Annotated in this window: 21 protein-coding genes; 3 read left to right on the top strand and 18 right to left on the bottom strand. The window is 67.8% G+C overall.

Features of this window, described 5'->3' with window-relative positions:
* Window positions 1–246: 246 nt before the first annotated feature.
* The 8 genes from AC1DQP_RS01010 to AC1DQP_RS00975 all read right to left on the bottom strand — a co-directional run bounded on the left by AC1DQP_RS01010 (window position 247) and on the right by AC1DQP_RS00975 (window position 11,318).
* Window positions 247–1,086 carry a TrmH family RNA methyltransferase gene (locus AC1DQP_RS01010; RefSeq protein ID WP_457317927.1) on the bottom strand — a complete coding sequence of 280 codons (840 nt, stop codon included), beginning with the start codon at window positions 1,084–1,086 and terminating at the stop codon, window positions 247–249.
* Window positions 1,079–2,596: an alanine/glycine:cation symporter family protein gene (locus AC1DQP_RS01005; RefSeq protein WP_457317926.1), complete on the bottom strand. Its 1,518-nt coding sequence runs from the start codon at window positions 2,594–2,596 to the stop codon at window positions 1,079–1,081. Before AC1DQP_RS01005 ends, AC1DQP_RS01010 begins: the two co-directional genes overlap by 8 nt.
* A 244-nt stretch (window positions 2,597–2,840) precedes the next feature.
* Complete coding sequence (locus AC1DQP_RS01000) at window positions 2,841–2,969, bottom strand: hypothetical protein (protein WP_457317925.1); 129 nt, start codon at window positions 2,967–2,969, stop codon at window positions 2,841–2,843.
* Window positions 2,962–6,087: an efflux RND transporter permease subunit gene (locus AC1DQP_RS00995; RefSeq protein WP_457317924.1), complete on the bottom strand. Its 3,126-nt coding sequence runs from the start codon at window positions 6,085–6,087 to the stop codon at window positions 2,962–2,964. Before AC1DQP_RS00995 ends, AC1DQP_RS01000 begins: the two co-directional genes overlap by 8 nt.
* Window positions 6,084–7,157 (bottom strand): efflux RND transporter periplasmic adaptor subunit, encoded by a 1,074-nt coding sequence (locus AC1DQP_RS00990; RefSeq protein ID WP_256777439.1) that lies wholly within the window; start codon window positions 7,155–7,157, stop codon window positions 6,084–6,086. The genes AC1DQP_RS00995 and AC1DQP_RS00990 overlap by 4 nt, the downstream gene beginning before the upstream one ends.
* Window positions 7,158–7,523: 366 nt before the next feature.
* Entirely contained in the window at window positions 7,524–9,581 is a 2,058-nt protein-coding gene (locus AC1DQP_RS00985; protein WP_457317923.1) for a TonB-dependent copper receptor, read from the bottom strand.
* A 71-nt stretch (window positions 9,582–9,652) separates the two neighbouring features.
* Window positions 9,653–10,087, bottom strand: a complete 435-nt coding sequence (locus AC1DQP_RS00980; protein WP_478050959.1) for a hypothetical protein — start codon at window positions 10,085–10,087, stop codon at window positions 9,653–9,655.
* A gap of 247 nt (window positions 10,088–10,334) precedes the next feature.
* Window positions 10,335–11,318 (bottom strand): LysR family transcriptional regulator, encoded by a 984-nt coding sequence (locus AC1DQP_RS00975; protein ID WP_256777441.1) that lies wholly within the window; start codon window positions 11,316–11,318, stop codon window positions 10,335–10,337.
* A gap of 191 nt (window positions 11,319–11,509) precedes the next feature.
* Here AC1DQP_RS00975 and cysK point away from each other — a divergent pair, with 191 nt between their 5' ends.
* Both cysK and AC1DQP_RS00965 read left to right on the top strand, forming a co-directional pair.
* Complete coding sequence (gene cysK / locus AC1DQP_RS00970; protein ID WP_457317922.1) at window positions 11,510–12,469, top strand: cysteine synthase A; 960 nt, start codon at window positions 11,510–11,512, stop codon at window positions 12,467–12,469.
* Between the two features lie 246 nt (window positions 12,470–12,715).
* A complete protein-coding gene (locus AC1DQP_RS00965; RefSeq protein WP_457317921.1) occupies window positions 12,716–13,315 on the top strand; it encodes an O-acetyl-ADP-ribose deacetylase in 600 nt (199 codons plus the stop codon).
* Window positions 13,316–13,624: 309 nt separating this feature from the next.
* On the opposite strand, the gene AC1DQP_RS00960 is transcribed toward AC1DQP_RS00965, so the two are convergent.
* From AC1DQP_RS00960 to AC1DQP_RS00915, 10 genes are all read right to left on the bottom strand, one after another.
* On the bottom strand, window positions 13,625–14,884 hold the full coding sequence (locus AC1DQP_RS00960) for a M1 family metallopeptidase (RefSeq protein ID WP_478050958.1): 1,260 nt from the start codon (window positions 14,882–14,884) through the stop codon (window positions 13,625–13,627).
* Window positions 14,885–15,200: 316 nt separating this feature from the next.
* Entirely contained in the window at window positions 15,201–16,205 is a 1,005-nt protein-coding gene (locus tag AC1DQP_RS00955) for a class I fructose-bisphosphate aldolase (protein WP_478050957.1), read from the bottom strand.
* Between the two features lie 166 nt (window positions 16,206–16,371).
* Window positions 16,372–17,838, bottom strand: a complete 1,467-nt coding sequence (gene pyk, locus AC1DQP_RS00950; protein ID WP_457317918.1) for a pyruvate kinase — start codon at window positions 17,836–17,838, stop codon at window positions 16,372–16,374.
* Window positions 17,839–18,051: 213 nt separating this feature from the next.
* Window positions 18,052–18,720 (bottom strand): HAD hydrolase-like protein, encoded by a 669-nt coding sequence (locus tag AC1DQP_RS00945; RefSeq protein WP_478050956.1) that lies wholly within the window; start codon window positions 18,718–18,720, stop codon window positions 18,052–18,054.
* Window positions 18,720–19,895 (bottom strand): phosphoglycerate kinase, encoded by a 1,176-nt coding sequence (locus tag AC1DQP_RS00940; RefSeq protein ID WP_256777448.1) that lies wholly within the window; start codon window positions 19,893–19,895, stop codon window positions 18,720–18,722. Before AC1DQP_RS00940 ends, AC1DQP_RS00945 begins: the two co-directional genes overlap by 1 nt.
* Window positions 19,896–20,510: 615 nt before the next feature.
* Window positions 20,511–20,954 carry a DUF2147 domain-containing protein gene (locus AC1DQP_RS00935; RefSeq protein WP_256775889.1) on the bottom strand — a complete coding sequence of 148 codons (444 nt, stop codon included), beginning with the start codon at window positions 20,952–20,954 and terminating at the stop codon, window positions 20,511–20,513.
* Window positions 20,955–21,052: 98 nt separating this feature from the next.
* Window positions 21,053–21,472 carry an SMU1112c/YaeR family gloxylase I-like metalloprotein gene (gene gloA2, locus AC1DQP_RS00930; RefSeq protein ID WP_457318909.1) on the bottom strand — a complete coding sequence of 140 codons (420 nt, stop codon included), beginning with the start codon at window positions 21,470–21,472 and terminating at the stop codon, window positions 21,053–21,055.
* The gene (locus AC1DQP_RS00925; protein ID WP_457318910.1) at window positions 21,469–22,551 is read right to left on the bottom strand and encodes a serine hydrolase domain-containing protein; all 1,083 of its coding nucleotides are present in this window, start codon (window positions 22,549–22,551) and stop codon (window positions 21,469–21,471) included. The genes gloA2 and AC1DQP_RS00925 overlap by 4 nt, the downstream gene beginning before the upstream one ends.
* A 20-nt stretch (window positions 22,552–22,571) precedes the next feature.
* Window positions 22,572–24,497 (bottom strand): DUF885 domain-containing protein, encoded by a 1,926-nt coding sequence (locus tag AC1DQP_RS00920; RefSeq protein ID WP_457318911.1) that lies wholly within the window; start codon window positions 24,495–24,497, stop codon window positions 22,572–22,574.
* A gap of 122 nt (window positions 24,498–24,619) precedes the next feature.
* Entirely contained in the window at window positions 24,620–25,297 is a 678-nt protein-coding gene (locus AC1DQP_RS00915) for a DUF502 domain-containing protein (RefSeq protein WP_256775892.1), read from the bottom strand.
* A gap of 74 nt (window positions 25,298–25,371) precedes the next feature.
* Between AC1DQP_RS00915 and AC1DQP_RS00910 the strand changes: the two genes are divergently transcribed.
* Window positions 25,372–26,682, top strand: coding sequence for a hypothetical protein (locus AC1DQP_RS00910; RefSeq protein WP_457318912.1), 1,311 nt, complete (start codon window positions 25,372–25,374; stop codon window positions 26,680–26,682).
* Window positions 26,683–26,685 lie beyond the last annotated feature (3 nt).

The following is a 26,685-nucleotide window of genomic DNA, read 5'->3' as shown; positions in this document are numbered from 1 at the left end:
TCCGGGACTCGTCACACCCCACGCGGTGAGCGCCACAGACGTACTGCGGTCCGGACAACGGCGCCGCGCTGGGCGGGTGTCTCTCCTCACCCACCCAACACAGCACCGCCTTGCACTGTGACGCAGCGCATGGGCCGCTCACTATGCGAATAATCCGAATCCCGTGTAGTCACGACGCTATCGGTGACACCGATCACACCGGGTTGGAGAAGCGCGCACGTGCGCTACCCGAAAACCGCGTCCTGCTCAGCGTGCCTGGCGTGCGTACCAGTGCGACAGCAACACCGCTGTCGCCGATGCCACGTTGAGACTCTCCACCGCACCGGTGCCGGGAATGGACAGCTGCTGATCGCAGTCCTGCGCCAGCTCACGATCCATGCCCTCGCCTTCGGCGCCCATCACATAGACCAGGCGCGCCGGCACATCGCTGGCGAACAGGTCGTTGCCGCCGTCAACCAGCGTCGCGGCCAGCCCGAAACCTGCCTGGCGCAGCTGCGCCATCGCCTGCGGCAGTTCCGGCAAACGCACCAGCGGCACCGATTCGGCGCCTCCCTCGGCCACGCGCGCGGCAGCGCCGGACAGCGCCAGGGTGGAACCGGGAGGCAGCAGCAGCCCGGTCACGCCGAAATGCGCCGCCGAGCGCAGGATCGCACCGAAGTTGTGCGGGTTGCCTACGCCATCCAGCCACAACGCCAGCGCAGGCTTGCCGGCAGGCAGTGTGTCCAGCCACGCATCCAGGTCGAGCATCGGCGCGCGCAGCACGTCGGCGACCACGCCCTCGTGGTGGGTGGTGGCGGCGAGCTTGTTGAGGTCGCCCTCCTCCACCACGCGATAGCCGACGCGGTTGGCCACGCACCACTTGAGTACCGGCTGCATGCGCGGGATCAGCGATTCGGCCAGGTACAGCTTGCGCAGCGCCTGCGGGCGCTTCTCGAACAGCGCCTGCACCGCGTTCCACCCGTACAGGCGCAGTTCGTCGTTGCCACGCCCCGGCGGTGGCGGCGTGCCGCCCTCGCGCGGGGGCAACGGGGTTGCCCGCGGCGGGCGCGAGGACGGGCGGCGGGCATTCTTCCAGGGATCATTCACTACGGGACAACTCCAGCTTGCGTTGACGCCAGAAATCGGCGTTCTTGATGCCCAGGGCATCGGGGTCGAAGGTCGGGTCGAGGCCCAGCTTCTTCTGTCGTTCGTAATCGCGCAGGGCCAGCATCGCCGGCCGCTGCACGATCAGGATGGCGATGATGTTCAACCAGGCCATCAGGCCCACGCCGATGTCGCCCAGCGCCCAGGCCAGGGTGGCGTTGTGGAACGCGCCGAACACCACCATGCCGATGATGCCCAGGCGCAGCACCAGCACGGTCAGCGGCCGCTTGCGGTTCTGGTTGATGTAACTGAGGTTGGTCTCGGCCATGTAGTAATAGGCCATGATCGTGGTGAAGGCGAAGAAGAAGATCGCTACCGACACGAACGAGGCACCCCAGCCCGGCAGTACCGCTTCCACGCCGGCCTGCGCATAGCCGGCACCTTCGGGGATGCCCGCCAGGCCCTGGAAGATTGGTTCGGCACCGGCCACCGGCGAGTACACGTTGTACGTGCCGCTGGCCAGGATCAGGAAGGCGGTGGCGGTGCACACCATCATGGTGTCGAAGTAGACCGCAAAGGCCTGCACGTAGCCCTGCTTGGCCGGATGTGAGACCTCCGAAGCGGCCGCAGCATGCGGGCCCGAGCCTTGGCCGGCCTCGTTGGCATAGATGCCGCGCTTGATGCCCCACTCCACCGCCAGGCCCATCATCGCGCCGAACGCGGCGTGGGTGCCGAAGGCGCTGTCGAAGATGATGCCGAACATTACCGGCACGCGGTCGTAGTTGATGATCATGATGACGATGGCCATCAGGATGAAGGCGGCCGCCATGAACGGCACCACCACCTCGGCGAAATTGGCGATGCGCTTGACCCCGCCGAAGATGACCACGCCCAGCAGCAGCGCCACCACGATGCCGATGCCCAGCTTCAGCGCCTGGACCGATTCCATGCCCATGAACTGGCCATCCAGCGGGCCGCACAGCGCGCCGCCGCGGCAGGCGTTGATGATGCTGTCGGCAATCGCGTTGGCCTGCACACCCGGCATCAGGAAGCCGGCCGCGATGATCGTGGCCACGGCGAAGGCCAGCGCGTACCACTTCAGGCCCATGGCCTTTTCGATGTAGTACGCCGGGCCGCCGCGGTAACGGCCTTCGGCATCCTTGGTCTTGTAGATCTGCGCCAGCGTGCACTCGACATAGGAGGTTGAGGCGCCGAGGAAGCCCATCACCCACATCCAGAAGATCGCACCGGGGCCACCAAAGGCGATGGCGGTGGCCACGCCGGCGATGTTGCCGATGCCCATGCGCCCGGCCATCGACATGGCCAGTGCCTGGAACGAGGACACGCCCGCGTCGGACTTCTCGCCCTGCACGGTCAGGCGGCACATCTCGAAGAAACCGCGGATCTGCATGAACCGGGTACGGATGCTGAAGAACAGGCCGGCGCCCAGGCACACCGCGATCAGTGCCTTGCTCCAGATGATGCTGTTGACGAAATGTACGGCTGCTTCCACGCGCTCTCTCCAGTCGGCGGAAAATAAAGGACGTCCCGTCGGCTGGAGGGGACCGGCTCGATTCTCCACGATCGGGGGCCGCTGCGGTAGCGGCAGCGCTTCATCGGCCCGGCAGGATGCCCGGTTCTCCCCGGAGMRACCCCAGCCTCGGTAGAGCCGGGCCATGCCCGGCTGCCTCTGCYCCSGAGCGMCCCSAGCCCGGTASAGCCGGGCCATGCCCGGCTGCCTCTACGGCAACGTTGGGCTACAGGCTGCGCAGCCGAGAAAACAGATAGGAGAAGCAGTCGCGCAGCCCGCGCCCGACCGGCTCGCCGTCGGCTTGGCGCAGCACGAAACCCTCACCGACGAAGCGGGGGATCGCCGGATCAGGCATGACCGCCCACCGAAGGCGTCTCCGCCTCCTGTCGCTCCAGCTCACGCGCCACGGCTTCGGGCGAACGCGTATACGGGGCCAGCAGCGAGTAGAACGCCGGCACCACGAACAGCGACAGGAAGGTGGACACGGTGACGCCGAAGATCACCACGACGCCGATGGTGCCGCGGCTGGCCGACCCCGGCCCCCCGGCCACCACCAGCGGGATCGCGCCGACCACCGTGGCGATGGAGGTCATCAGGATCGGACGCAGGCGCACCACCGCCGATTCGACGATGGCCGCGTGGACGTTGCGGCCTTCGTCGCGCAGCTGGTTGGCGAATTCCACGATCAGGATGCCGTTCTTGGCCGCCAACCCGACCAGCATCACGATGCCGATCTGGCTGAAGAGGTTGATGCTGCCGCCACTGACATACAGGCCGAGCAGTGCGCCGAGCACGCCCAACGGCACGGTCAGCATGATCACCAGCGGATGGATGAAGCTCTCGAACTGCGCGGCCAGCACCAGGTAGACCACCAGCAGCGCCATGGCGAAGGTGAGCAGCACCGCGCTGCCGGCGTTCTGGTATTCGCGCGATTCGCCCTTCCAATCCAGCTGCGCGTGCTGCGGCAGTTCTTCGCTGGCCGTCTGCTGCGCCCAGGCAATCGCCTCGCCGAGCGGATAGCCCGGGGCCAGGCCGGCGCTGATGGTGATCGAGCGCAGCCGGTTGAAGCGGTTGAGGTTGCCCGCCTCAGCCACTTCGCTGAGGGTGACCAGATTGGACAGCGGCACCAGTTCGCCGTTACTGGCACGGACACGGATGGCGGCCAGGTCGGCCGGCGAGGCACGGCCATCGCGACCGGCCTGGACCAGCACGTCGTACTCCTCGCCGTTGTCGACGAAGGTGGTGACGCGGCGCGAGCCCATCATGGTTTCCAGCGCGCTGCCGATCGCGGTGACCGATACGCCCATGTCGGCGGCGCGCTGGCGATCGATGTTGACCCGCATCTGCGGCCGGGTTTCCTTGTAGTCCGAGTCCACGCCGACCAGGCCGGGGTTGTCGGCCATGCGCAGCAGCATGCGGTCGCGCCACTGCGCGATCTCGGCGTACTCGGGCCCGCCGAGCACGATCTGGAACGGCTGGCCTTGGCTGCGGACCAGCCCGCCGCCCACCTGGGTGCGCACGCGCACGCCGCGCAGGCCATCCAGGTGCTTCTGCAGGTCGGCGGCGACGTCCGGGGTGGCCACCTCGCGCTGTTTCCACGGTTGCAGGAACACGCTGATGCGGCCGGTGTGCATTTCCTCGCTGGCCCCGAAACCGCCGGGCACGCGCGGGTTGGCGCGCACGATCGGCTTGTCGTCGCCGACGAAGCCGGACACGATCTTCTCCACCTGCTGCACCTGGCCGACGGTGTAGTCGTAGCCGGCGCCTTCGGGGCCGTCGATCATGATCTGGAACGAGCCGCGGTCTTCGGCCGGGGCCAGCTCGGAGGGCAGCAGCTTGAGCAGCAGGGCGCTGGCCAGCAGCGACAGCAACATCACCACTACGTAGATCCAGGTGCGACCGATGTGCTTTTCCAGCACGCGGCCATAGGCGCCGGACACACGTGCCAAGCTGCGATCGATGACGCCGTGCAGGCCGCGCGGGGCGCGCCCGGAATGCGGCTTGAGCAGCTTGGACGCCATCATCGGGGTAAGCGTGAGCGAGACGAACGCCGACAGCGCCACCGCGGCGGCCAGGGCGACGGCCAGTTCGCGGAACAGGCGGCCGGTATTGCCTTCCAGGAAGCCCACCGGCAGGAACACCGCTACCAGCACGGCGGTCGTGGCGATCACCGCGAAGGCGACCTGCGCGGTACCGCGCTTGGAGGCCACCAGCGGCGGCTCGCCCAGGTCGATACGCCGCTGCACGTTCTCCACCACCACGATCGCATCATCGACGACCAACCCGATGCACAGCACCAGGGCAAGCAGGGTCAGCAGATTGATCGAGAAGCCGAAGGCGTACAGCGCGATGAACGCGGCGACCAGGCACACCGGTACGGTTACCGCAGGAATCAGCGCGGCGCGGAAGCTGCCCAGGAACAGCCAGATCACCGCCAGCACCAGCAGCATCGCCTCCACCAGGGTGGCGTAGACGCGGTCCACGGCTGCTTCGATGAAGGTGGTGTTGTCGAAGGCGACGAAGATGCGGGTGCCTTCGGGCAGGGTCAGTGCGACGCGCTCGGCCTCGGCGCGCGCGGTACGGGCCACGTCCAGTGCGTTGGCGGTGGAGGTTTTGACGATGCCCAGGCCGATGCCCGGCTCGCCGTTGCTGCGGTAGTAGGCGCGGCGTTCGGAGGAGGCCAGTTCGATCTTCGCCACGTCCCCCAGGCGTACCACGTAGCCGTCGTTGCCCTTGCCCAGCGGGATGGTCGCAAAGTCCTCGGGCTTGCTGTAGTTGCGCTCCACGCGCAGGGTGAAATCACGGTCGGTCGATTCGATGCGGCCGGCGGGCAGTTCCACGTTTTCATTGCGCAGCGCGGTTTCCACATCCCCCACGGTGAGGCCGCGGGCAGCGATCTGGTCGCGGTCCAGCCAGATGCGCATGGCGTAGCGCTGGCGGCCGCCGATGCGGACCTGGGCTACGCCATCCAGGCTTGAGAAGCGATCCACCACATAGCGGTCGGCGTAGTCGCTCAGCTCCAGGGTGTCCATGCTCGAGGACGCCATGTTGAACCAGATGATCGGGTCGGCATCGGATTCGACCTTGGCGATTTCCGGCGGACGCGCCTCTTCGGGCATGCGGTCGGCGACGCGGCTGACCGCATCGCGCACGTCGTTGGCAGCCGCTTCGATATCGCGGCTGGCGTTGAACTCGATGCTCACCTGGGCGCGGCCGTTGGAGCTGCGCGCGTTGATGGTATCGATGCCTTCGATGCCGGCCAGCGCGTCTTCCAGCACCTGGGTGACCCGGCTTTCGATGACCGCCGCCGAGGCGCCGGTGTAATCGACCGACACCGACACGATCGGCGGATCGATGGCCGGCAGCTCGCGCAGGGTCAGCCGGGTGAAGGACATGATGCCCAGCACGACCAGCAGCAGGCTCATCACCACGGCAAAGACCGGGCGCTGGATGGAGACGTCGGACAGCTTCATCCTGCCGGGTCCGCGGGCTTGGCGGCGGGCGCGGTGTCGGGGCGGTCGTCGACCTTCAGGCCCGGCCGCAGTTTGCCGGTGCCGTCCACCACGATGCGGTCGCCGGGCTTGAGCCCGCTGAGAATTTCCACCACGCCGGCGCGGCGGGCGCCGCTGCTGACGTCGCTGCGCTCGACGCTGTGGTCGGCCTTGACCCGGTAGACGAAGGAATCGCGACCGACCTGGACCACGGCGATTTCGGGGATGACCAGCGCCTGTCGTTCCGGGCGGAACATGCGGATGTCCAGCAACATGCCGGGACGCAGGGCGTGGTCGGCATTGATGAAGTCGGCGCGGACGGTGACCGCGCGGGTGCCGGGATCGACGCGGGTATCGATGGTGGCCACCGTGCCTTCAAAGCTGCGGCCCGGATAGGCGACGCTGCTGGCAGTGACCTTGTCGCCGGTGGTGAGGCTGGCCAGTTCGGCTTCGGGCACCTGGAAGTCGACGTGCATGCGCTCGATGTCATCCAGCGTGGCGATGGTGGTGCTGGGGGTGACCAGCGAGCCGGCGCTTACCTGACGGATGCCGAGCACGCCGGCGAAGGGCGCGCGGACCCGGCGGTCGCCGATGTCCGACTGCATTTCGCGCACCCGGGCTTCGGCCGCATCGCGGATGGCGCGCTGGGTGTCCAGGGTGGCGCTGGCGACGAGTTGCTGGGCGGCCAGTTCGCGCTGGCGCTTGTACAGCTGGTCCGCTTCGGCGAAGGTGGCCTGGGCCTGCAGCAGGGCCGCCTCCTGTGCCTGCCCCCGCAAGGTCACCAGCGGCGTGCCGGCTCTGACCTGCTGGCCGCTGTCGAAGTGCACGGTTTCGATGATTTCGCTGACCTTGGCGGTGATGGTCACCGATTCACGGGCCTTGGCCGTGCCCAGCGCCTGGAGGGTGTCATTCCACGCCGAGGGCTGCACCACCTGGGTGGTGACCGGTACGGCGTCTGCCGGCCGGCGCGCGGCGTCGTCCTTGCTGCTGCACCCGACCAGGAAGGCCAGGGTGAGGCCAGCGGCGATGCGCGCGGTGATGCGTCCCGACATTTGAAAAAATCCCGTTAATTCCACGACCGCCGAGTGTACGGGTCGGGGCTGACCGGGCATATGTGCCAAGCGTTTACCGGGGCCGGCAGGGCGACCGGTGACGGGGGCAACGCCTTTCGTGCTGGGGTGGTCGAGGGGTGTATCGGTGTGTGTCAGAGCGTGTCGGATGACGTCAACGCCCCGCGGGAGGCCAATGTCGTGCGCCGAAGCCCCGTAGAGCCGACCGTTGGTCGGCTGCCCTTGAACCGACCGTCGGTCGGCTGACCTCGGACCGACCGCTGGTCGGCTGCCCTTGAATTCCCGCACAGGTACCACCAACGGTCGATACCCGTGCCTTGCTGGCGAACGGCGGATTCTCCGGCGTGCTCAATAGCGGTAATTCACCTTCATCCACACCGTCCTGCCCGGCTCGTTGATCCGGATCGGATCAGCGGGGAAGCCGAAATCGGCGCTGCCGGCCAGGTTCAGGTGCTCGCTGTAGGCGCGATCGAACAGGTTGTCGATACCCGCGCTGAGCTGCAGCGCATCGCTGAGGCGGTAGCCGGCGTTGAGCGCGAGAGTGGCGAAGCCGGCGCTGGGGCCGAGGTCGCGTGCCACGACATTGCCCTGGTTGGCGGCGACGCGGTGCTGGTGGGCGACGGCGCGGGCGAGTGCGCCCATGCTCCAGCGCTGGCCCTGCCAGTTGGCGCTCACGCGCGCCTCCAGCGGCGGCATCTGCGGCAGCGGCGTGCCGTCGCTGCGGTTTTCGCCCCATGCGTAGGCGAGCGTACCGCCGAGTTTCCACTGTTCGGTGAGGACCAATTCCGCGCCGGCTTCGGCGCCGGCGATGCGCGCGTCCACGTTGTCGGCCTGAGTCATGCTGCCCATCATGCCGCCCTCCCGGTAGGCGAACAGGATGTAGTCCTGCAGCCGGCCGGCGTAGGCCGATACCCAGGCGTTGAGGCGGTCACTGCGGTATTGCAGGCCAAGGTCGAGCTGGGTGGTTTTTTCCGGCTGGATACCGGCGAACGCGTTCGCCGCGCCCATCGGTCCCATGTCGGGCGAGAACAGCTCCCAGTAGTCGGGCATGCGCTCGCTGTGGCCGATGCCCGCATACCAGGTCAGCGATGGGGCGAGATCGCGTTCGATGCGCAGGAAGCCGCTGCCCAGGTCTTCGCGGCGCTGCTGGCCGGCGGTTGGATTGGGCATGGCCATCATCCCGGCGCGACGGCGTTCGTCGGTGACCTCGGCGCGGTCAATGCGCAGGCCGCCGACCCAGCGCTGCGCCGTGCCTTCGCCAAGGGTGATTTCGGTGAAGGCACCCAGGTTTTCGAAGCGCGCGTCGGTGTTCCAGGACTGCTGGCGATAGGTGTTGCGACCCATGCCGCTGCGGCTGCGGTGGCGGCCGTCCTGCGCATCGACGCCGGCCACCAGGGCGATGTCCTGCCAGCGCCACTCCGAGGCGATGCGGCCGCCCGTCGTGCGGCGATCGACATTGGCCGCCATCGGCATCGGCATGCTGCTGTCCGGGTTGGGCGTGCGCAGGGTGTAGTTGTCCATTACGTGGTCGGCGTCGTTGTAATACACGTTGGCCAGCAGCTTGTCCCAGGCGCCGGGCAGGTTGTCCTTCTCGACGCGGCCCGCATAGCTGGTGCGCTTGAACGCGGCGCCATCCATGCCACGGCCGGCATAGCGGGCGATGGCGTCGCCGGTGCCGGCCGACAGCTCCAGCACGGTGTCCGCATCGGGCGTCCAGCCGACGGCGACGTCGCTGTTCCACTTGCGCCACTTGGATGGCACGACGTCGCCGTTACCGTCCTTGTAATCGTCCGCTTCGGAGCGGTTGCCGTTGACCCGCACGTAGCCCTGCGAGGCACCGGCGGTGAGGTCGAGCACCTGGTCGTTGCGGTTGCGCGAGCCGACCAGCGCACTGGCGTTGAGGTCGATGCCCGGGGCATCGAAGCGCGGGGTATCGCGCTCGAAGCGCACCGTGCCAGCCGACGCACCGGCACCCCAGCGCACGCTCTGCGGCCCCTTGATGATGGTCAACCGGTCGAAGGTTTCCGGGGCGATGTAGGACAGCGGGTTGTCCATGCGCGACGGACACGCGCCGATCAGGTTGCCTTCGTTGCTGACGATGTTCAGGCGTGAGCCGAACATGCCGCGCAGGACCGGATCACCGTTGGTACCGCCGTTGCGGATGGCGGCAAAGCCAGGAACCGTCTTGAGGTAATCGGCGCCGTCGCTGGCCGGGACCGGCTGGCGCGGCAGGCGTGGGTCGGTGACCCAGTGCAGCGGCGAGGATGGCGCGCTGGCGGTCACCACCAGGGTGTCGAGGGTGCGGGCGTCGTCATTGGCGGCATGCAGCGGCAGCGCCGCCAGGGCCAGCGACAGGGAAACAGACAGGCGCGTCAGTGCGCCCGCGCTGCGGGAAGCAACAGTCATGGTGAAACTCCAGAAAAGCACGCAGGCATGCGCCGCCATCACGGCGACACGGGCAGGAAGGGCGGTGGCTTTCAGGAGCGCGCGGGCGGGCCACGCGCGGCGTGGGCAGGCCAGCGCAGGCTGCGTGGCGTGGGCACCGCGCGACACGCGCGCGGCGCGATGACCGGCATCGCCGGCAACAGCAGGATCAGCACCGCCAGCCACGGCATCAGCCGCGAGGCCATCATGCAGTACTCGCAGGCGTCGCCATGCCCGGCGTKCTCGCTCATCGGCGGCGACGGTGCCGCTTGCTCGTGAGCGCCCTGCATGGTGTGCACCGGCATCGGCTGCGTCGCCATGTGATGGCGCTGCGTGCCGTCGTGCTGCATGTCCTGATGCGCCATGACGTGTCCGGCGTGGGCATCCAACGGCCCCGACATCGCGTGGGCCATCCCGGTCGGCATGAGCATCACCGGTGCCTCGGCGTGCGCCTGCTGCCAGCGGCTGACCAGCGGCGCCAGCGCCATCAGCAGCGTCGCCACGAAGGCAAGCTGAAGAAAGACGGCATACGGGCGACGGCGGACGTTCACCCCCTCATGGTAGCGCCCGACCTTGGGCAGGGCAGCCCGGAGCCCTGCGACCAACCGTCGCAGCGGCCCGTTCGAAGCGCCCACCGAACGCCTCAACCCTTCTGGAGAAAAGCCCCCTTCTGTTGAAGCGGGCGCGCCAACGGCGCGGGGTAGAGGAAGCATGCGCGGCCATCACCGTCGCTTCTCAGACGGTGATGGTCTGCGTCAGCGATTCCCAGGTGGGGGGCAGCGGCCAGTTGGCCTCCTGGTTGCCGTCGATCACCCGGCGCAGGTCGCGGGTATCGATCTGTGGGGCAAGCACGTGCACCAGCTCCAGCGCGTAGTCGCGCAGGACGCGATCACGCGGCAGCACCGCCCAGGCGATGCACTCGTCGATCGGGGCCGGGGCCGGCCACGCACGCAGGTCGTCGTCGCTGGCATTGACCGCCATTTCCGCCAGCAGCCCCACGCCCAGGCCGGTGCGCACGTAGGTCTTGATCAGGTCCGCGTCCAACGCGGTCAGCGCGATGTCCGGCGTCAGCCCGGCACTGGCGAAGGCCCGCTGCAGCGAGGAGCTGCCGCGGGTAGAGGATTCGTAGCTGATCAGCGGGTGGTTGGCCAGCGCCTGCAGGTCCGGTGCCGCGCCCGGGCGGTCCAGCGCATGCCCGCGCGGCACCAGCACCAGTCGGCGCCAGCGGTACAGCGGAATGGCCAGGCCGGCGTTGGGCTCACCGCCCGCGGTGCTGATGATCGCGATGTCCGCATCACCCTGGCTGAGCAGGTCCAGCGCATCGCTTTCGGCAGCCTGCTGCAGGTGCACGCTCACCTGCGGATAGGCCTGCTTGATCTTCGCCACCGCCGGCGGCAGCACGAAGCGCGCCTGGGTATGGGTGGTGGTGAGGATCAGCTGGCCCTGGCTTTCGCGACGCTGGTTGGCCGCGTAGGTGCGGATGTTGTTGGCTTCAGACAGCACGGCGCGGGCGCGGCCGATCACTTCCACCCCGGCCGGGGTCACCGCTTCGAGGCTGCGACCCTTGCGCACGAACAACAGGAAGCCCAGTTCATCCTCCAGCTGCTTGAGCTGCTTGGACAGGCCGGGTTGGGTGGCATGCACGCGCGAGGCCGCCAGCGTGATGTTGAGCTCGGCGTCGGCGATGGCCACCAGATAACGGAGTTGGGTCAGCGTCATGGGCGTGCGGCACGGCTGGCAAAGGGAGGGCAATCCGACTGTAGGGCAATTGCCGTCACCAGCTTATAACCAAATGTTGTTTAAGAAGGGTATCAGGTCATTTCCCGGGGGCATATGCCGGGTCTACGGTCTGCCCTGCCCTCTCCCCCTGCCGCGCCGCGCGCGGTGAACGGACTTCTTCGGAGCATCCCATGGCCCTGTACAACTCCATTCTGGACACCATCGGCAATACCCCGGTGGTACGCCTGAACCGCATCGCCCCCGACCACGTGAGCGTCTACGCCAAAGTGGAATCGTTCAATCCCGGTGGCTCGGTCAAGGACCGCCTGGCGCTGGCGATCATTCTCGATGCCGAGGCACGCGGCGTCCTCAAGCCCGGCGACACGATTGTCGAAGCGACCTCGGGCAACACCGGCGTGGCGTTGGCGATGGTGGCGGCCGCGCGCGGTTACAAGTTCGTGGCCACCATGGTGGAGACCTTCTCGATCGAGCGTCGCAAGCTGATGCGCGCGTACGGGGCCAAGGTGATCCTGACTCCGGCCGCCGAACGCGGCTCGGGCATGGTCCGCCGCGCGAAGGAACTGGCCGACGAACACGGCTGGTTCCTGGCCAGCCAGTTCGCCAACCCCGCCAACCCGGCCTACCACCGCAACACCACCGCGCCGGAAATCCTGCGCGACTTCGCCGGCAAGCGCCTGGACTACTTCGTCACCGGCTGGGGCACCGGCGGCACCCTGACCGGCGTGGGCGAAGTACTCAAGGTGGCCCGCCCGGAGACCCGCATCGTGGCGACCGAACCGGCCGGCGCCGCCCTTCTCAAGGGCGACGAATGGAAGCCGCACAAGATCCAGGGCTGGACCCCGGACTTCGTGCCCGAGGTGCTCAACCGCAGCGTGTATGACGAACTGCTGACCATCGAGGACACCCGCGCGATCGAAACCGCGCGCCGGCTCGCCGCCGAGGAAGGCATCTTCGTCGGTATCTCCGCCGGTGCCACCATGGCCAGCGCGCTGGACATCGCCGCGCGTGCCGAGAAGGGCAGCGTGATCCTGGCGATGCTGCCGGACACCGGCGAGCGCTACTTCTCCACCCCGCTGTTTGCCGACATCATCGAAGGCTCCGACGACGATTGGCTGGCCGGTCTGCCCTGATCGCCGCGTTGTCATCATGGCACCCCGCGACGCCCACCCTTCGGTGGGCGTTGTCGCATTCAGGTGTCGGGGTTTGCTTCATCTGGGGTGAAGCCGACACCCCGCATCGTGTATTTGCAAGGCAGTGCACACCGGGTCGCACTGCCTGAGACGATGATGACGCAACCTCGACCTGCTGCCCGGTACGGTGCAGTAACAAGGCGACATCCCGTTGCATGGACCCGGTTTCAGTCAGGAGTGGTACGCATGAAGATCGAAGTGTGGCAGGGCGACATCACGACCCTGGCGGTGGATGCGATCGTCAATGCGGCCAACGAATCCCTGCTCGGCGGGGGCGGCGTGGACGGCGCGATCCATCGTGCGGCCGGCCCAGGCTTGCTGGCCGAATGCGAAGCCATGGCGCAGATCCGGCCGGGCGTGCGCTGCCCGACGGGCGAGGTGCGTGCCACCGCCGGTCATAACCTGCCGGCGCGGCATATCTTCCACACCGTCGGCCCGGTCTGGCAGGACGGCCAGCGCGACGAACCGGCGCTGCTGGCCAACTGTTACTGGAAGTCGCTGCAGCTGGCTGAAAAGATGGACCTGCATTCGATCGCCTTCCCGGCCATCAGTTGCGGGGTGTTCGGGTACCCGCTGCACCAGGCCGCGCTGATCGCCGCCACCGAAACCGTCGCCTGGCAGCGCTCGCACCGCGAACCGCAGCGCATCATTCTGGTGGCCTACAACGCAGCGACGTTCAAGGCGTACCAGTCCGCGTTGGCCACGCTGGGCCAACCGTTCGAGGCGCCACCGTCAACGCTGCTGCCGTCGCTGGAGCTTGGGCTGCCGCCGGCTGCGGCGCACTGAGGGAGCGAACGCCGGTCATCTTGCCAGAGCTGGAGCGATCGACGTTGCCGTTGCCGTTGCCAAGGTAGGGTTACCCCCTGCCGACTGCCGACCCTCGGACACTGTTCAATGCCGGCATGGCGATGGAACGTAGCGGGCTTTTCGCGACCCGCTGTGTCCGGCCGGCATACAGCCCACGATCGCGATAACGCAGCGCACGTACAGTCGACCGCGCGGCGACCCTAGCGTGGACGCTGCGCCCGCCCGCTTTGTGAATCTTCGCCTGGCCGCACTCTGCCGCCTGAGGGACTTGCCAGCGTCGCAGACCGGTCACCGCGTCGCTGATCCAGCGGTATAGACCCATTCGTCGAAGAACGGTTGCAGCGAATGCCCAGCGGCCTTCTCCATGGCCCGCTGGAAATCGGCGGTGACCACCGAGCGTCCGTCGTTGGTGACGGTGTAGTCGCGCAGGCCGCGCCAGAACACCGCTTCGCCGAGTTCGCCGCGCAGCAGGTGCAGCACGTAGGCGCCCTTGCGGTAGACCACCGCGCGGTCATCGGCGGTAGGGGCGTTCCAATCGGCATACACCAGCGCGTGGTCCGCGCCCTTGGCCCGTAGCGCATCCAAGCGCTTGCGCCAGCCTTCCACCTGCGCCTGGTAGGCGACCTCGCCCTGCGCCTGCTGCAGGTAAGCGGCGGTCATGAAGTTGGCCATGCCCTCGTTGAGCCAGAAATGCTCCCAGCCGGCGCAGGTGACCCGGTTGCCCCACCATTGGTGCGCGGCCTCATGTGCCATCAACGCGGTCTGGTCGGCATCGTCGAGTACCTCCTGGCCGTACGCCTCGGACATCAACGACACACCCGCCATTTCCTGCCCGATGGTGCTTGCCACCAGCGCCTGCTGATAGTCACCGCGATATGGCAGCCCGGCGCGTGCCGCGAAGAAGCCGAGCATGTCGCCGGTACGCACGAACACCGTCCGCAGCTGCGCCGGCGTGCGGTCCACCGACAGGAAACGCAGCTGCACCGGACCCTGCTGCTGCGTGGCCTGCTGGTAGCGGCCGGCCGCGAAGCCATACACGTAACCGGGCATCGGCGTGTCCAGCCGCCAGCGATGTTCCCGGCGTCCATCGGCCAACGTGCGCGTGGGCAGCGCGCGGCCGGTGCCGGTGGCCAGCAGCGCCGGCGGCAACGTTACCGACAGATCCAGCGTGGCGCGCTCATCGGGCGCATCCACCGAGGGCATCCACTGGCTGGTGGAGAAGATCGTGTAGACCTCCTCGCGCTCGGGGGCGAACGTCAGGCCGAACGCCGGCGCACCGTGGTAGAGAATCTGCAGCTCGGCCGACGCACCGGGCTTCAGCGGCGTGGCCAGTGTGATGTGCAGCTGCTGATCGGCCTGCACAAAGGCAAGCGCGCGACCGCCCTGCTTCACCGACGTCACCTCGAGTGTGCCCGCATCGAGCGTGAGCGTGGACAGCGTCTGCACCGCCCTGAAACGAACGGTCTGCTGCCCCCGCACGCGCTTGGCGGCGATATCGGGCACCAGCGCCACGCTGTAGTGCAGCACGTCGAAACCGCGTGGCGGCATAGCGTGTACCACGCAGCAACCAAACAGCAGCGGTAACACCAACACCCCAACGCAGCGTCGCACGATCATGGCATCCATCCGGGCAATGTGGATCGCATCGTGCCAGACCGCGACGGGTAGAGCCACGCCATGCGTGGCTGCTGCCTGCTTGCGATCAGGCACCGCGCGCAGCCATCCGGGCGTTGCGCACAGCCCCCCGCAGGCACCGCGCACAGCCACCCAAGCACCGCGCGCAGCCACCCATGGGGTGGCTCTACCCCACCAAAAAAAACGCCGGCGCGAGGCCGGCGTTTCTTCATGTGCGGTCAGGCCGGTATCAGCCGTTCCACTTGCCCAGTGCCGCCTGGCCGTTTTCCTTGGCGCGGTCGTACACGGTCTGCTGTGCCTTGGCGATGTTGGCCTTGGTGTCCTTGGCCCACAGCTTCAGCGCGGCCTGCTGCATGGCGCGGCCGTAGGAGAAGCTCAGCGGCCACGGCAGGTTGCCCATCTGGTTCATGGCATCCAGGTGTGCGGTGGACTGCTCATCGCTCTGGCCGCCGGACAGGAACACCACGCCCGGCAGGATCGCCGGCACGGTGCTCTTGAGGCACATCACGGTCGACTCGGCCACTTCCTCGACGTCGGCCTGCTCTTCGCAGCCCTTGCCGGAGATGACCATCGAGGCCTTCAGGATGGTGCCTTCCAGCAGCACGTTCTGCTGGTACAGCGCGTCGAACAGCGAACGCAGGGTCGCTTCGGTGACTTCGTAGCACGTCTCGATGTCGTGGTCGCCGTCCATGATCACTTCCGGCTCGACCATCGGCACCAGGCCGCATTCCTGGCACAGCGCCGCATAACGGGCCAGCGCGTGGGCGTTGGACTCGATGCAGGTACCCGACGGGATGCTCTCGCCGATGTTGATCACCGCACGCCACTTGGCGAAGCGCGCACCCAGCTTGTAGTACTCCTGCAGGCGCTCGCGCAGGCCGTCCAGGCCCTCGGTCACCATCTCACCGGGGCAGCCGGCGAGCGGGTGGGCACCCYTGTCGACCTTGATGCCCGGGATGATGCCGTGGTCGGCCATGTACTTGGCGAACGGCACGCCATCCTTGGTGGACTGACGGATGGTCTCGTCGTACAGGATCGCGCCGGAGATATGCTCGTTCAGCTTCGGCGTGGTGAGCAGCATCTCGCGGTAGGCGCGACGGTTCTCTTCGGTGTTCTCCAGGCCGACGCTGGCGAAGCGCTTGCCGATGGTGCCGGTGGATTCGTCGATCGCGATGATGCCCTTGCCCGGGGCGACCATGGCCTGGGCGGTTTCAGCCAGCTGTTCGATGCTCATGTATTTCCTGTGGCGGGTGCGGGAAAACCGCAATTATAGCTCCCGCCTTCCGTGAACTGACCGTCCACGGAATCTGGAAACGCTTTCAGATGGCCAACGTGTGACGGCGCGACGTTTCCGCCGCGCCGCCGTGTGCTGCACTGCCGGGCGTCGCCCGGCCCTCCCCTTACAGGTCGCCCAGGCCGCTGGCGCGACCGTCTTCGCCCACTTCCAGCAGGCGCAGGGTGTTGGTGGCGCCGTGGGTTTCCATGTGCTCACCGCTGGTGAACACCACGCGGTCGCCGGCCTGCAGCTGGTTGGCTTCCACCAGCAGGCGGATGCTGCCGCGGGCCGCTTCGCGCGGGGTGAAGCCGCGGCTGTCGAAGTTGATCGGGAACACATCGCGCATCAGCGCCATCTGGCGGCGCGCGCCGTCATGGCGGGTCACCGCGAACACCGGTGCCGAGGCACGGAAACGCGACAGGTAGCGCGCGGTGCCACCGGATTCGGTCATTGCCACGATCGCGCGCACGCCCACGTGCTGGGACAGGAACATGGTGGCCATGGCGATGGCCTGGTCGGCACGCTCCAGCCCGCGCGGCGAGGCGCCGAAATCGGTCTCGGTCTGGAACTGACGCTCGGCACCCAGGCAGATGCGCGCCATCGCTTCGACGGCCTTGACCGGGTAGGCACCGGCGGCGGTTTCGGCCGACAGCATCACCGCATCGGTACCGTCGATGACCGAGTTGGCCACGTCCAGCACTTCGGCGCGGGTCGGGATCGGGCTTTCGACCATCGACTGCAGCATCTGGGTGGCGGTGATCACCACCTTGTTCTGCGCCAGCGAGGCCTTGATGATCTTCTTCTGCAGGCCCGGCAGCTCGGCATCGCCGATTTCCACGCCCAGGTCACCACGCGCGACCATGACCACGTCGCTGGCGTCGATGATCTCTTCCAGGTTCTCGATCGCCTCGGTGCGCTCGATCTTGGACACCAGCGCGGCATAGCAGCCATGCGATTCGGCGATTTCGCGCGCATCGTTCATGTCCTGCGCATTGCGGCAGAACGAGACGGCGATGAAGTCCACGCCGATCTTGGCCACGATGCCGATCAGTTCCTTGTCGCGCTCGGTCAGCGCGCCCAGCGACAAGCCACCGCCCTGCTTGTTCAGGCCCTTGCGGTCGGACAGCACGCCGTCGTTGAGCACGGTGTTGATGATGCGCTCGCCCTGCACTTCGATCACCTGCAGCTGCATCAGGCCATCGTCGAGCAGCAGCACGTCACCGGCGGCCACGTCCTGCGGCAGGCCGAGGTAGCTCACGCCCACCTGGGTGGTGTCACCCGGCGGCGGCGTCGCCGAGGCGACCAGGTCGAAGCGGTCACCCGCCTTGAGGTGGATCTTGCCTTCGGCGAAGCGCTCGATGCGGATCTTCGGGCCCGGCAGATCGGCCAGGATGCCCACTTCCACGCCCACCCGCTGCGAGGCGGCGCGCACGTCGGCGGCACGCTTGGCCTGGCCGGACGGATCACCGTGACTGAAGTTGAGGCGAACCACGTTCACGCCGGCGCGGAAGAGATCCTCCAGCACGCCCGGCGGGTCGGTTGCCGGTCCGAGGGTGGCAAGGATCTTGGTACGGCGCTGACGCTCAATCATGGTAAATGGGCTCCCGGGAAAGGATCGAAATTAGCACACCCTTCACGTCCCATGAATACGTTTACAGCCTTGCGGTGTCTGGGTTTGTCCGATGTCCCGCAGACAGCGCCGGACCGCCGCGCGGACATCGGCCGACGCGCGAATGGCGACAAGCCCCGACACGATTGGCTTTGCGCACGACATGCGGCGGCGTACGGGACGCCGCCGCAGCGGTCAGGCGAGCACGGTCAGCAGGTCATCCGGCGCGTTGGCCAGATGCTGCGCACCGGCTTCCTGCAGCTCCTGGGCCCCGCCAAAACCCCACAACACGCCGATATTGCGCATGTTGTGATGGCGCGCACCGGCGATAWCCATGCGCCGGTCGCCGATCATCCAGCACTGCTGCGGGACCAGTGACAGCCGCTGCAGCGCCTCGGCCACCAGCTGCGGCTTCTCGCTGCGGCTGCCATCGATGGTCGCCCCGATCACGTCCTCGAAGCAGCTGCCGAACGGCAGGTGCTCGACGATGCGCCGCGCATGCGGCTCGTTCTTGGCGGTGACGATGGCCAGCCGATGGCCGCGATCATGCAGGGCCTGCACGACCTGGCCGATGCGCGGGTAGACCTCGTGTTCGCGCCAGCCGACCACGTCGAAACGCTCGCGGTAATACGTCACCGCCTGCTCGACATCGGCCGGATCGGCGAACAGCGGCGCGAAACTGGTGCGCAGCGACGGGCCGATCCAGCGCCGCAGTTCTTCCTGCGGCGGCACCGGCTTGCCCATCTGCGTGAGCGCATGCGCCACGCACTGGGTGATGCCGACCGCCGAGTCGATCAKCGTGCCATCCAGATCGAAGAACAGGACATCCCGCCCGGCATCGGCGTGACGCCCCACGGTCGCCATCACGCGCCCCGTGCGTCGAGCGCGGCCACGGCCGGCAGGGTCTTGCCTTCCAGGAACTCCAGGAACGCGCCGCCGCCGGTGGAGATGTAGCTGATCTGATCGGCGATGTCGTACTTGTCCACCGCCGCCAGGGTGTCCCCGCCGCCGGCGATGGAGAACGCCGACGAGGCGGCAATCGCCTGCGCCAGCGCCTGGGTGCCGTGGCTGAAGGCCTCGAACTCGAACACGCCGACCGGGCCGTTCCAGACCACGGTGCCGGCCTTGGCGATCAACCCGGCGTAGTGCCGGGCGGTGTCCGGGCCGATGTCCAGGATCAGGTCATCCTCGGCCACATCGGCCAGCGCCTTCACCGTGGCCTCGGCATCGGGCAGGAACTGCTTGGCCACCACCACGTCGGTCGGCAGCGGGATCTCGGCGCCGCGCGCCTTGGCGTCGGCGACGATCTGCTTCGCCGTGTCCAGCAGGTCCGGCTCGTACAGCGACTTGCCGACCGGGTAACCGGCCGCGGCGATGAAGGTGTTGGCGATGCCGCCGCCGACGATCAGCTGGTCGACCTTGCCGACCAGGCTGGAGAGCAGCTCAAGCTTGGTGCTGACCTTGCTGCCGGCCACGATCGCCAGCAGCGGCGTTGCCGGGGCGTGCAGGGCCTTGGCCAGCGCGTCCAGCTCGGCCATCAGCAGCGGACCGCCAGCGGCGACGGGGGCGAAGCGGATCACGCCGTGGGTGGAGGCCTGCGCACGGTGCGCGGTGCCGAAGGCATCCATGACGAACACGTCGCACAGCGCCGCATACTTCTTCGCCAGCGCTTCATCGTCCTTGGCTTCGCCGACGTTCATGCGGCAATTTTCCAGCAGCACGATCTCGCCGGGCGCGACCTCGACACCGTCGACCCAGTCGCGCACCAGCGGTACGTTCACACCGAGCAGATGCGAGAGCCGCAGCGCCACCGGCGCCAGCGAATCCGCGTCGCTCCACACGCCTTCCTTCGGCCGTCCCAGGTGCGACATGACCATGACCGCCGCGCCCTTCTCCAGCGCCATCTTCAACGTCGGCAACGATGCGGTGATGCGCTGCTCGGAGGTGATGTTGCCATTCTCGATCGGCACGTTGAGGTCCTGGCGGATCAGCACGCGCTTGCCGGAGAGATCGAGGTCGGTCATGCGAACGATGGACATGGGCAACTCTTTGGCTGAAAAAGGAAAGGGCGCCGCGCACGGCGCAGACGCCCATTGTCCCGGCTGCGCGGGCGCATCGCAAATTTTCGGGCAGAAGCGGAGGCAGGAGCAGGAGCCAAAGCCAAGTCCAACGCCAACGCCCTGCGGCCGATGCTCCTGCGCGGTGCGAGGGCCTGTAGGTTCACGGGACACGCTGCAAGTCCCGCTCCGCGGCCCGGCCCAGCCGCTGGCGGCTGKGCGTTCGGWCGCATGCGAGGCARTGCCYCGCAAGCAATGCGCCCTCACMCMTGTAAGCTCCGYCRCCGCATCCATGCGGTGGAGGGCCCCGCAACCTCAACCACCCCAACCCTTCCACAGTTGGCTGGTATGCATGGGAACGGCGGGGGCAGAGGCCGACGCCGACGCCTAAGCGAGGCGAACTTGGCCGAACGAATCGAACCGAAAGGAGCTTCTTCCTGCCGAGACCGAAGCCAGAGCGGTTTGGTTCGGGGTGTGGGGGGAGTTGAAATGCAAAAGGCCGAAGCGGCGCAGCCGCTTCGGCCTTTCTCTTCCTCCCAACCGGCGATGCACACGCCTCGACCACACCGGAGCAATGACTAGACAAACAGCGCCAGATTACTCACGCACCCATGTCTGGGAGCGGCAGATGAAGGCGATGCAGCCGGAGACGTCGAGCTTGGCGCCGCCGGTCTGGAGCTTGGCCTTGGACTTGTAGGTCTTGCCGTTGCCCGGGTCCAGGATGGTGCCGCCGGACCAGGCGTTGGCGCCGTCGGCCTTGAGGTTCCACAGGATCGTCATGCCCTTGACCGGCTTGTTCTTGTTGGCGCCTTCGCAACCGTCGCAGACCGGATTGGGGCCCTTGTCCGAATGCAGGATCTCCACCACCTTGCCGGTCAGGGTGCCGTTGGTGGCCTGGGTGATCTCCACGATCGACTTTACCTTGCCGGTCTTGTCGTCGATGGTCTTCCAGCGGCCGACCGCACCATCGGCCGCACTGGCCGACATGGCGGCCAGCATCAGCGGCAGTGCCAGCAGCAGGGTCTTCAAAGTCTTGCGCATGTTTCCCCTCCCAGGGAGTTCGTGAATGCCGGCGCAGGGCCGGTACAGCCCGACTGTATACCCATTCGCTCCGGTACGGAACGCACCGCCGACCCTGTTCAGCCGCCCTCGGCCGGGATCTCGTACAGCTCCAGCGGCAGTCCGTCCGGGTCGGCGAAGAAGGTGAAGCGGCGGCCGGTGTATTCGTCGGTACGGATCGCCTCGCAGGCGACATCGGCCGCGGCCAGGCGCGCGATCATCGGCTCCAGCGCCGCTACCCGGAACGCGAGATGACGCAGCCCCTGGGCTTCCGGGCGGCTTGGGCGGGGCGGGGCGTGCGGGAAAGAGAACAGCTCCAGCTGGCTGCCGTCGGGCAGGGCCAGGTCGAGCTTCCAGGAATCGCGCGCGGCGCGGTAGTTTTCGTCCAGCACCCGCAGGCCAAGGACCTCGGTGTAGAACGCCCTGGAGCGCGCGTAGTCCGAACCGATCAGCGCCACATGGTGGACGCCGAGCAGCGGGGTGCCGTGGTCGTGGGTCATTGCAGGGTGTCCAGCCAGCGTCGTGCGATCTGCAGCGCCAGCGGATAGGGTTCGGGGCCGTCGCGGTTGCTCAGGATGATCACCGTCAGGCGGTGTGCGGGATAACGCAGGATCACATTGCGGAAGCCGATGCTCTCCCCGCTGTGCCATTGCGCCTGGCCGTTGAGGCGCCAGCCGAAGCCGTAGAACGGCACGTCCGGTTCCTCGGTGGCGGTGGCCGGCGCGAATGCCTGGCGCAAGGACGCTGCCTTCAGCAGACGCGTGTCGTACAGTGCCGCGTCCCATTTGGCCAGGTCGGTCAGCGAGGAATAGATGCCGCCGTCGCCGAGTACCGCGCTGGTGGGGCTCTGGTCCGTGCGCTGCCAGCGTCCGTCGATCTGGCTATAGCCGTACGCGCGATGCGCCACATCGTCCACGCCGTCCTGGTGGGCGACGCTGGCATCCATCCCCAGCGGGCTGAAGATACGCGCCTTCAGAAAACTGGCGAAATCCTGCCCGGACGCCTTGGCCACCACCAGCGCCAGCAGCGCATATCCGCTGTTGCTGTAACGGTAGCGGCTGCCGGGGGCGAAGCGCGTGCGGTCCTGGGTTTCCAGCAGGTGCAGCACGTCGTTGTCGTGCACCTGTGCCGTCGCACCGGGCGGCAGCAGGTCTTCGTAGTCGAGCAGGCCGCTGGTATGGCTGAGCAGTTGGCGCAGGGTGATCGCATCGGCGGCGCGCGGCAGCGAGGGCAACCAGCGCTTGAGCGGGTCATCCAGGGTCAAACGGCCATCCTCGGCCAACAGCAGGATCGCCGCCGCGGTGAACTGCTTGCTCAGCGAGGCCAGGCGGAAGTTGCTCTGTGCGGTCACCGAGGTGCCGTCCTCGAGGACGGCCAGGCCGTAGCCGCGCTGGAACACCGGCTGTCCGTCGTGCAGCACCAGCACCGCCGCGCCGGGCACCTGGCCGTCGTAGCGCTGCAACAACGCATCGATGCCCGGGTCCGGCGGCGTCAGCACCGGCGCGGCGAAGACGTTGCCGGCCGCGAGCAGGCCGATGCACATCGCGTTGATCCAGCGCGGACGCGGTGTCATGTGCATGGCCGGCTCCCGGGGCGAGGTCAGGGACTGGCGGCGGGCGCCGGCGTGCCGGCGGTTTCACTGGCGATCCAGCGCTGCAGCTTGGCATCGAGGATATCGAGCGGCATCGAACCGTCGCGCAGCACTTCCTCGTGGAAGCGACGCAGGTCGAAACGCGGCCCCAGTGCAGCCTTGGCACGGTCGCGCAGCTCGAACATCTTCAGTTCGCCCAGGCCATTGGGCAGCGTCTGCCCGGGCAATGCCATGAAGCGTTCCACTTCAGCCGTGGCATCTTCGGCCGGGATGTCGGCGGTCTTGACCAGGTAGTCCACCGCCTGGCGCTTGCTCCAGCCCTGCGCATGCAGGCCGGTGTCGGCGGCCATGCGCGCGGCGCGGGTCAGCGCGGCCTGCAGGTAGCCGATGCGTTCATAAGGATCCTGGTAGACGCCGAGTGGGTCACCCAGCGATTCGGCATACAGGCCCCAGCCTTCGATGAAGGCGATGTCGCCGCCCAGGCGACGGAAGCGCGGCAGCTTGTCCAGTTCCTGCTGCAGGCCCAGCTGCACGTGGTGGCCCGGGATGCCTTCGTGCAGGAACTGCATCGGTGTGGCCCAGCGCCGCCGGCTTGCCAGGTTGCCGGTGTTGACATACAGGATGCCCGGGCGCAGGCCATCCGGCAGCGGCTGCTGGTAACTCACCGCCGAGGCGGCTGCAGCGCGCTCGGGTTCGACCGCGTGTATTTCCATCGGCGCCTTCGGCAGCGTGCCGAGCAGGGCCGGCAGGCGGCCGGCGACCTGGGTCTGCAACTGCCGGTAGCGGTTGAGCAGAGCCTCGCCATTGGCGTACTGGAAGCTCTTGTCCGTGCGCATGTTGCGCAGCACTTTCTGTTGCGAGCCGCGGATCCTGTTGTCCTTCAGAATGCCCGCGATCTGCGCCTGCAGGGTGGCCACGCGTTGTTCGGCCATGCGGTGGATCTGCTGCGCATCCAGGGTGGATGCGGTGCTCTGCACGATGTTCTGCCCATACCAGGCCTGGCCCTTGGGCAGCGCGCCCAGGCCATCGCTGCTGCGCGTGGCAGGCAGGTATTCGGTGGCGATGAAGCCGCGCAGGGCGCGGTAGGCCGGCATGATCCGGTACTCGATCATGCGTTTGTATTCGGCGGTGATGCGGGTCTTTTCCGTGTCGGCAATGTCGGCGGGCAGGTTGCGCACCGGCGCCCAGAACAGGGTTTCCTCGGCAGTGGGCTTGATCACCGCATCCAGCTGCGGCAGCACCTTTTCCATCAGGTCGCGCGGCTGCACGACGCCGGCGGCCATGCCCTGGCGCATGTTGGCGATGGCCTGGTCGAACAGCGGGCCGATGCCCAGCGAACGCTTGGACCAGTTGTCGTAATCCTTCACCGTGTTGAACGGCTGGGCGCCCGAGCCGGAGCCGAGGATCGCCATGATGCTGCCCAGGTTGTAGTACTGGCTGACCGGCAGCATCCAGCTGGGATACTGCTCGGCGGCGACGGACATGCGCGCGTCGCGTACGAAAATCTCGTAGCTCAGCAGGTCCTGGCCGGTGAGGCCATCGGGGCCGATCTTCTCCACTTTGCCCAGCCATTCCACGGTGAAGTCGTGCGACTGCTGGCGGTAGGCGGCCGAGAGAATGTTGGGCAGTTGGTCGTTGTGGCGGCTGTCGCCCTGGAAGGTGGCCTGCAGCGGATTGAGCCGCATCGAGGCATCCCAGTATTCATCGTAGATGCGGTTGAGCTGGGCGGCCTTGGTCTGCTGGCGCACGAGGGGCTGGCGGGCCGGCGCCGCGGCGGGGCGCGCGCGCGGTTTGGCCTTGGGTTTGGCGGCCTGCCGGGTCTGCGCGGCGGCCGGCCGGTTGGCCTTCTTCTTGGCGGCTTCTGCCGGTGCGGCGGTGCTGAACACCAGCAGGGCGGCGATGGCGAGCGCCAGGGCGCGGGCGGGGTGGGGCATCGGCGGTATCCGTAACACTACACAGACCGGGGAGCTTGCCCGATCCGCGCGCGTACGGCCAGCGCCGCACCACCGCGCGTCAGCAGGGGTAAAGACCCGCTGCCGTCACTGGTGGCGCGCCTCTAGCGGTCTCCGGCGCGGGTGAACGGCACGGTTTCCGGGGCGACGGCGCCGCCGGAGATGATGAAGCTCATGGCCTGGTCGACGGTCCAGTCGGTGGGCGTGAGCAGTTCCACCGGCACGATTTCCAGGTAGCCGGAGGTCGGGTTGGGCGTGGTCGGCACGTACACCGCAGCCAGCTCGCGACCGGTGCCCTGTTCGCGGATTACCCGAGTGACCAGCCCGACCGATTTCATGTCGCGGTGCGGGAAATCGATCAGCACCACGCGCTGGGTGCTGCCCGGCTCGGTCTGAAGCATGTCCAGCAGCTTCTTGGCGCTGTCGTAGATGATGCTGGCCAGCGGAATGCGCTTGATCACCGCGCCGAACCAGCGCAGCAGGCGCTGGCCGATCACCCGGCGGCTGAGCACGCCCACGCTGAGGATCACCAGCAGGGTGGCGGCCAGGCCGATCACGTTCTGCATCCACTCGACCTTGACCCAGCCCAGGTAATGGGGGAACGAGGCGGCGATCTGCTCGGACAGGGGCACCACCACCGGGCTGGAAATGCCCGACAACAGCACGAAGACGAATTTGACCACCACCCAGGTTAGCCAGATCGGCAGCAGGGTCAGCAGGCCGGTCAGGAACAGGCGCTGCAGGGAGGGGCGCGGGACGAGTTGGGGGGCTTCGGGCGACATGCCGCATTGTAGCGGTGCCGCCGCCCGGATTACCCTGCCGGCCACCGCAGGAAGCGGCGCGCTGGAGGAATGCTGTGTTGAACGGAGTGAAGTGGGTGGGCATGGCCGTGCTCGGGATGGGCGCGCTGCTGCTGGTGGTGGTGCTGGTGTCCTGGCTGCTGCCGGTGCCGGCCGCCGAGCGTGCGGCGCTGGCGGCGATGGAGGCCGCGCCGCGCGACCAGGTGCCCGAGCGCAATGCGTTCCCGCCGCTGTGGCTGTTGCCCTATGACGGCATCGATCCTGCTCGGATGCGCGCGCTGACCACACGCGATACGCAGGCGTTCGCGCAGGCGATTGCCGCGGAAACCTCGCAGCCGTGGACGGCCAGCGTCGCCGAAGGGCGATACCCGAAGGCCACGCCCGCCCACGGCTGGTGCGGGCGCGCCACCGACAGTTGCCTGGACGACGTACGCGCGCATGCGGCGGAGGTGGCCCAGGCGCATCGCGGGCATGACGGGCTGCACGCGCGCATCAGCGCGTTGGGCCGTAACGACCATTACCGCAATCTGTTCGCCAGTGACGTGTCGATGCCGTTTCCGCCGATTCAGGCGTTGATGGAGCGGCTGTCGCTGCACGCGCTGGAACAGGTGCGCGGCAACAGCAGCCAGGCCCTGCAGGGCGTCTGCGAGGACATCGGCACCGGGCGCATGTTGATGCGCAGCAGCGACAGCCTGCTGGTGGCGATGGTGGGCGGTGCCATGGCCAGTCGCAATGCGTCGCTGTTCACCGAGATAATGTCCGAGCTGCCGGCCGATGCATCTCTGCCGACGATCTGCCAGCAGGCCTTGGCCGCACCGACGGTGGCCGAGCTGGACCTGTGCGTGCCCATGCGCGGGGAGTTCGCCTTCCAGCGCGCTGCAACCGCACGCCTGCCGGACGGCCAATCGCGCTGGCTGTACGACACGGAAAAGACCCAGGCACGCAGTGCCGCGCTGCTGTCTCGCAGTTGCGCGACCGAGGTGCAGCAACAGATCCGCGACGACCGCAGGGTGACGCTGGCCACGCCGCCGTCGGTGTGGTCGTTGCAGTGCGTGGCCAATGCGGTGGGCTGCATGCTGCAGGACATCGCCGGGCCGGCGTATGACGAGTACAACTGGCGCATGCAGGACGCGGGCGCGCAGCTGCGGCTGGCCGCGGCGATGCTGTGGCTGCGTGGGCAGCCGAACGACGGCGAGGGTGCGATGGCCACGCTGGCACGATTGCCCGATCCACTCCGCAGCGCGCACCGCCCGCTGCAGCCCAGCGCCGATGGTCGAGGCGTGCAGGTGCGATGCTTTGCGCGGCCTTCCACCGACGCGAGCGCGATGATCCGCGCGCGGCTGCCGTTGGCCTGGCAGCCGCAGTAACGC

The organism is Stenotrophomonas sp. P5_A8 (genome assembly GCF_056400545.1).
The sequence above is the reverse complement of the archived record's forward strand: the minus strand, read 5'-3'. Positions and strand labels throughout refer to the sequence as shown.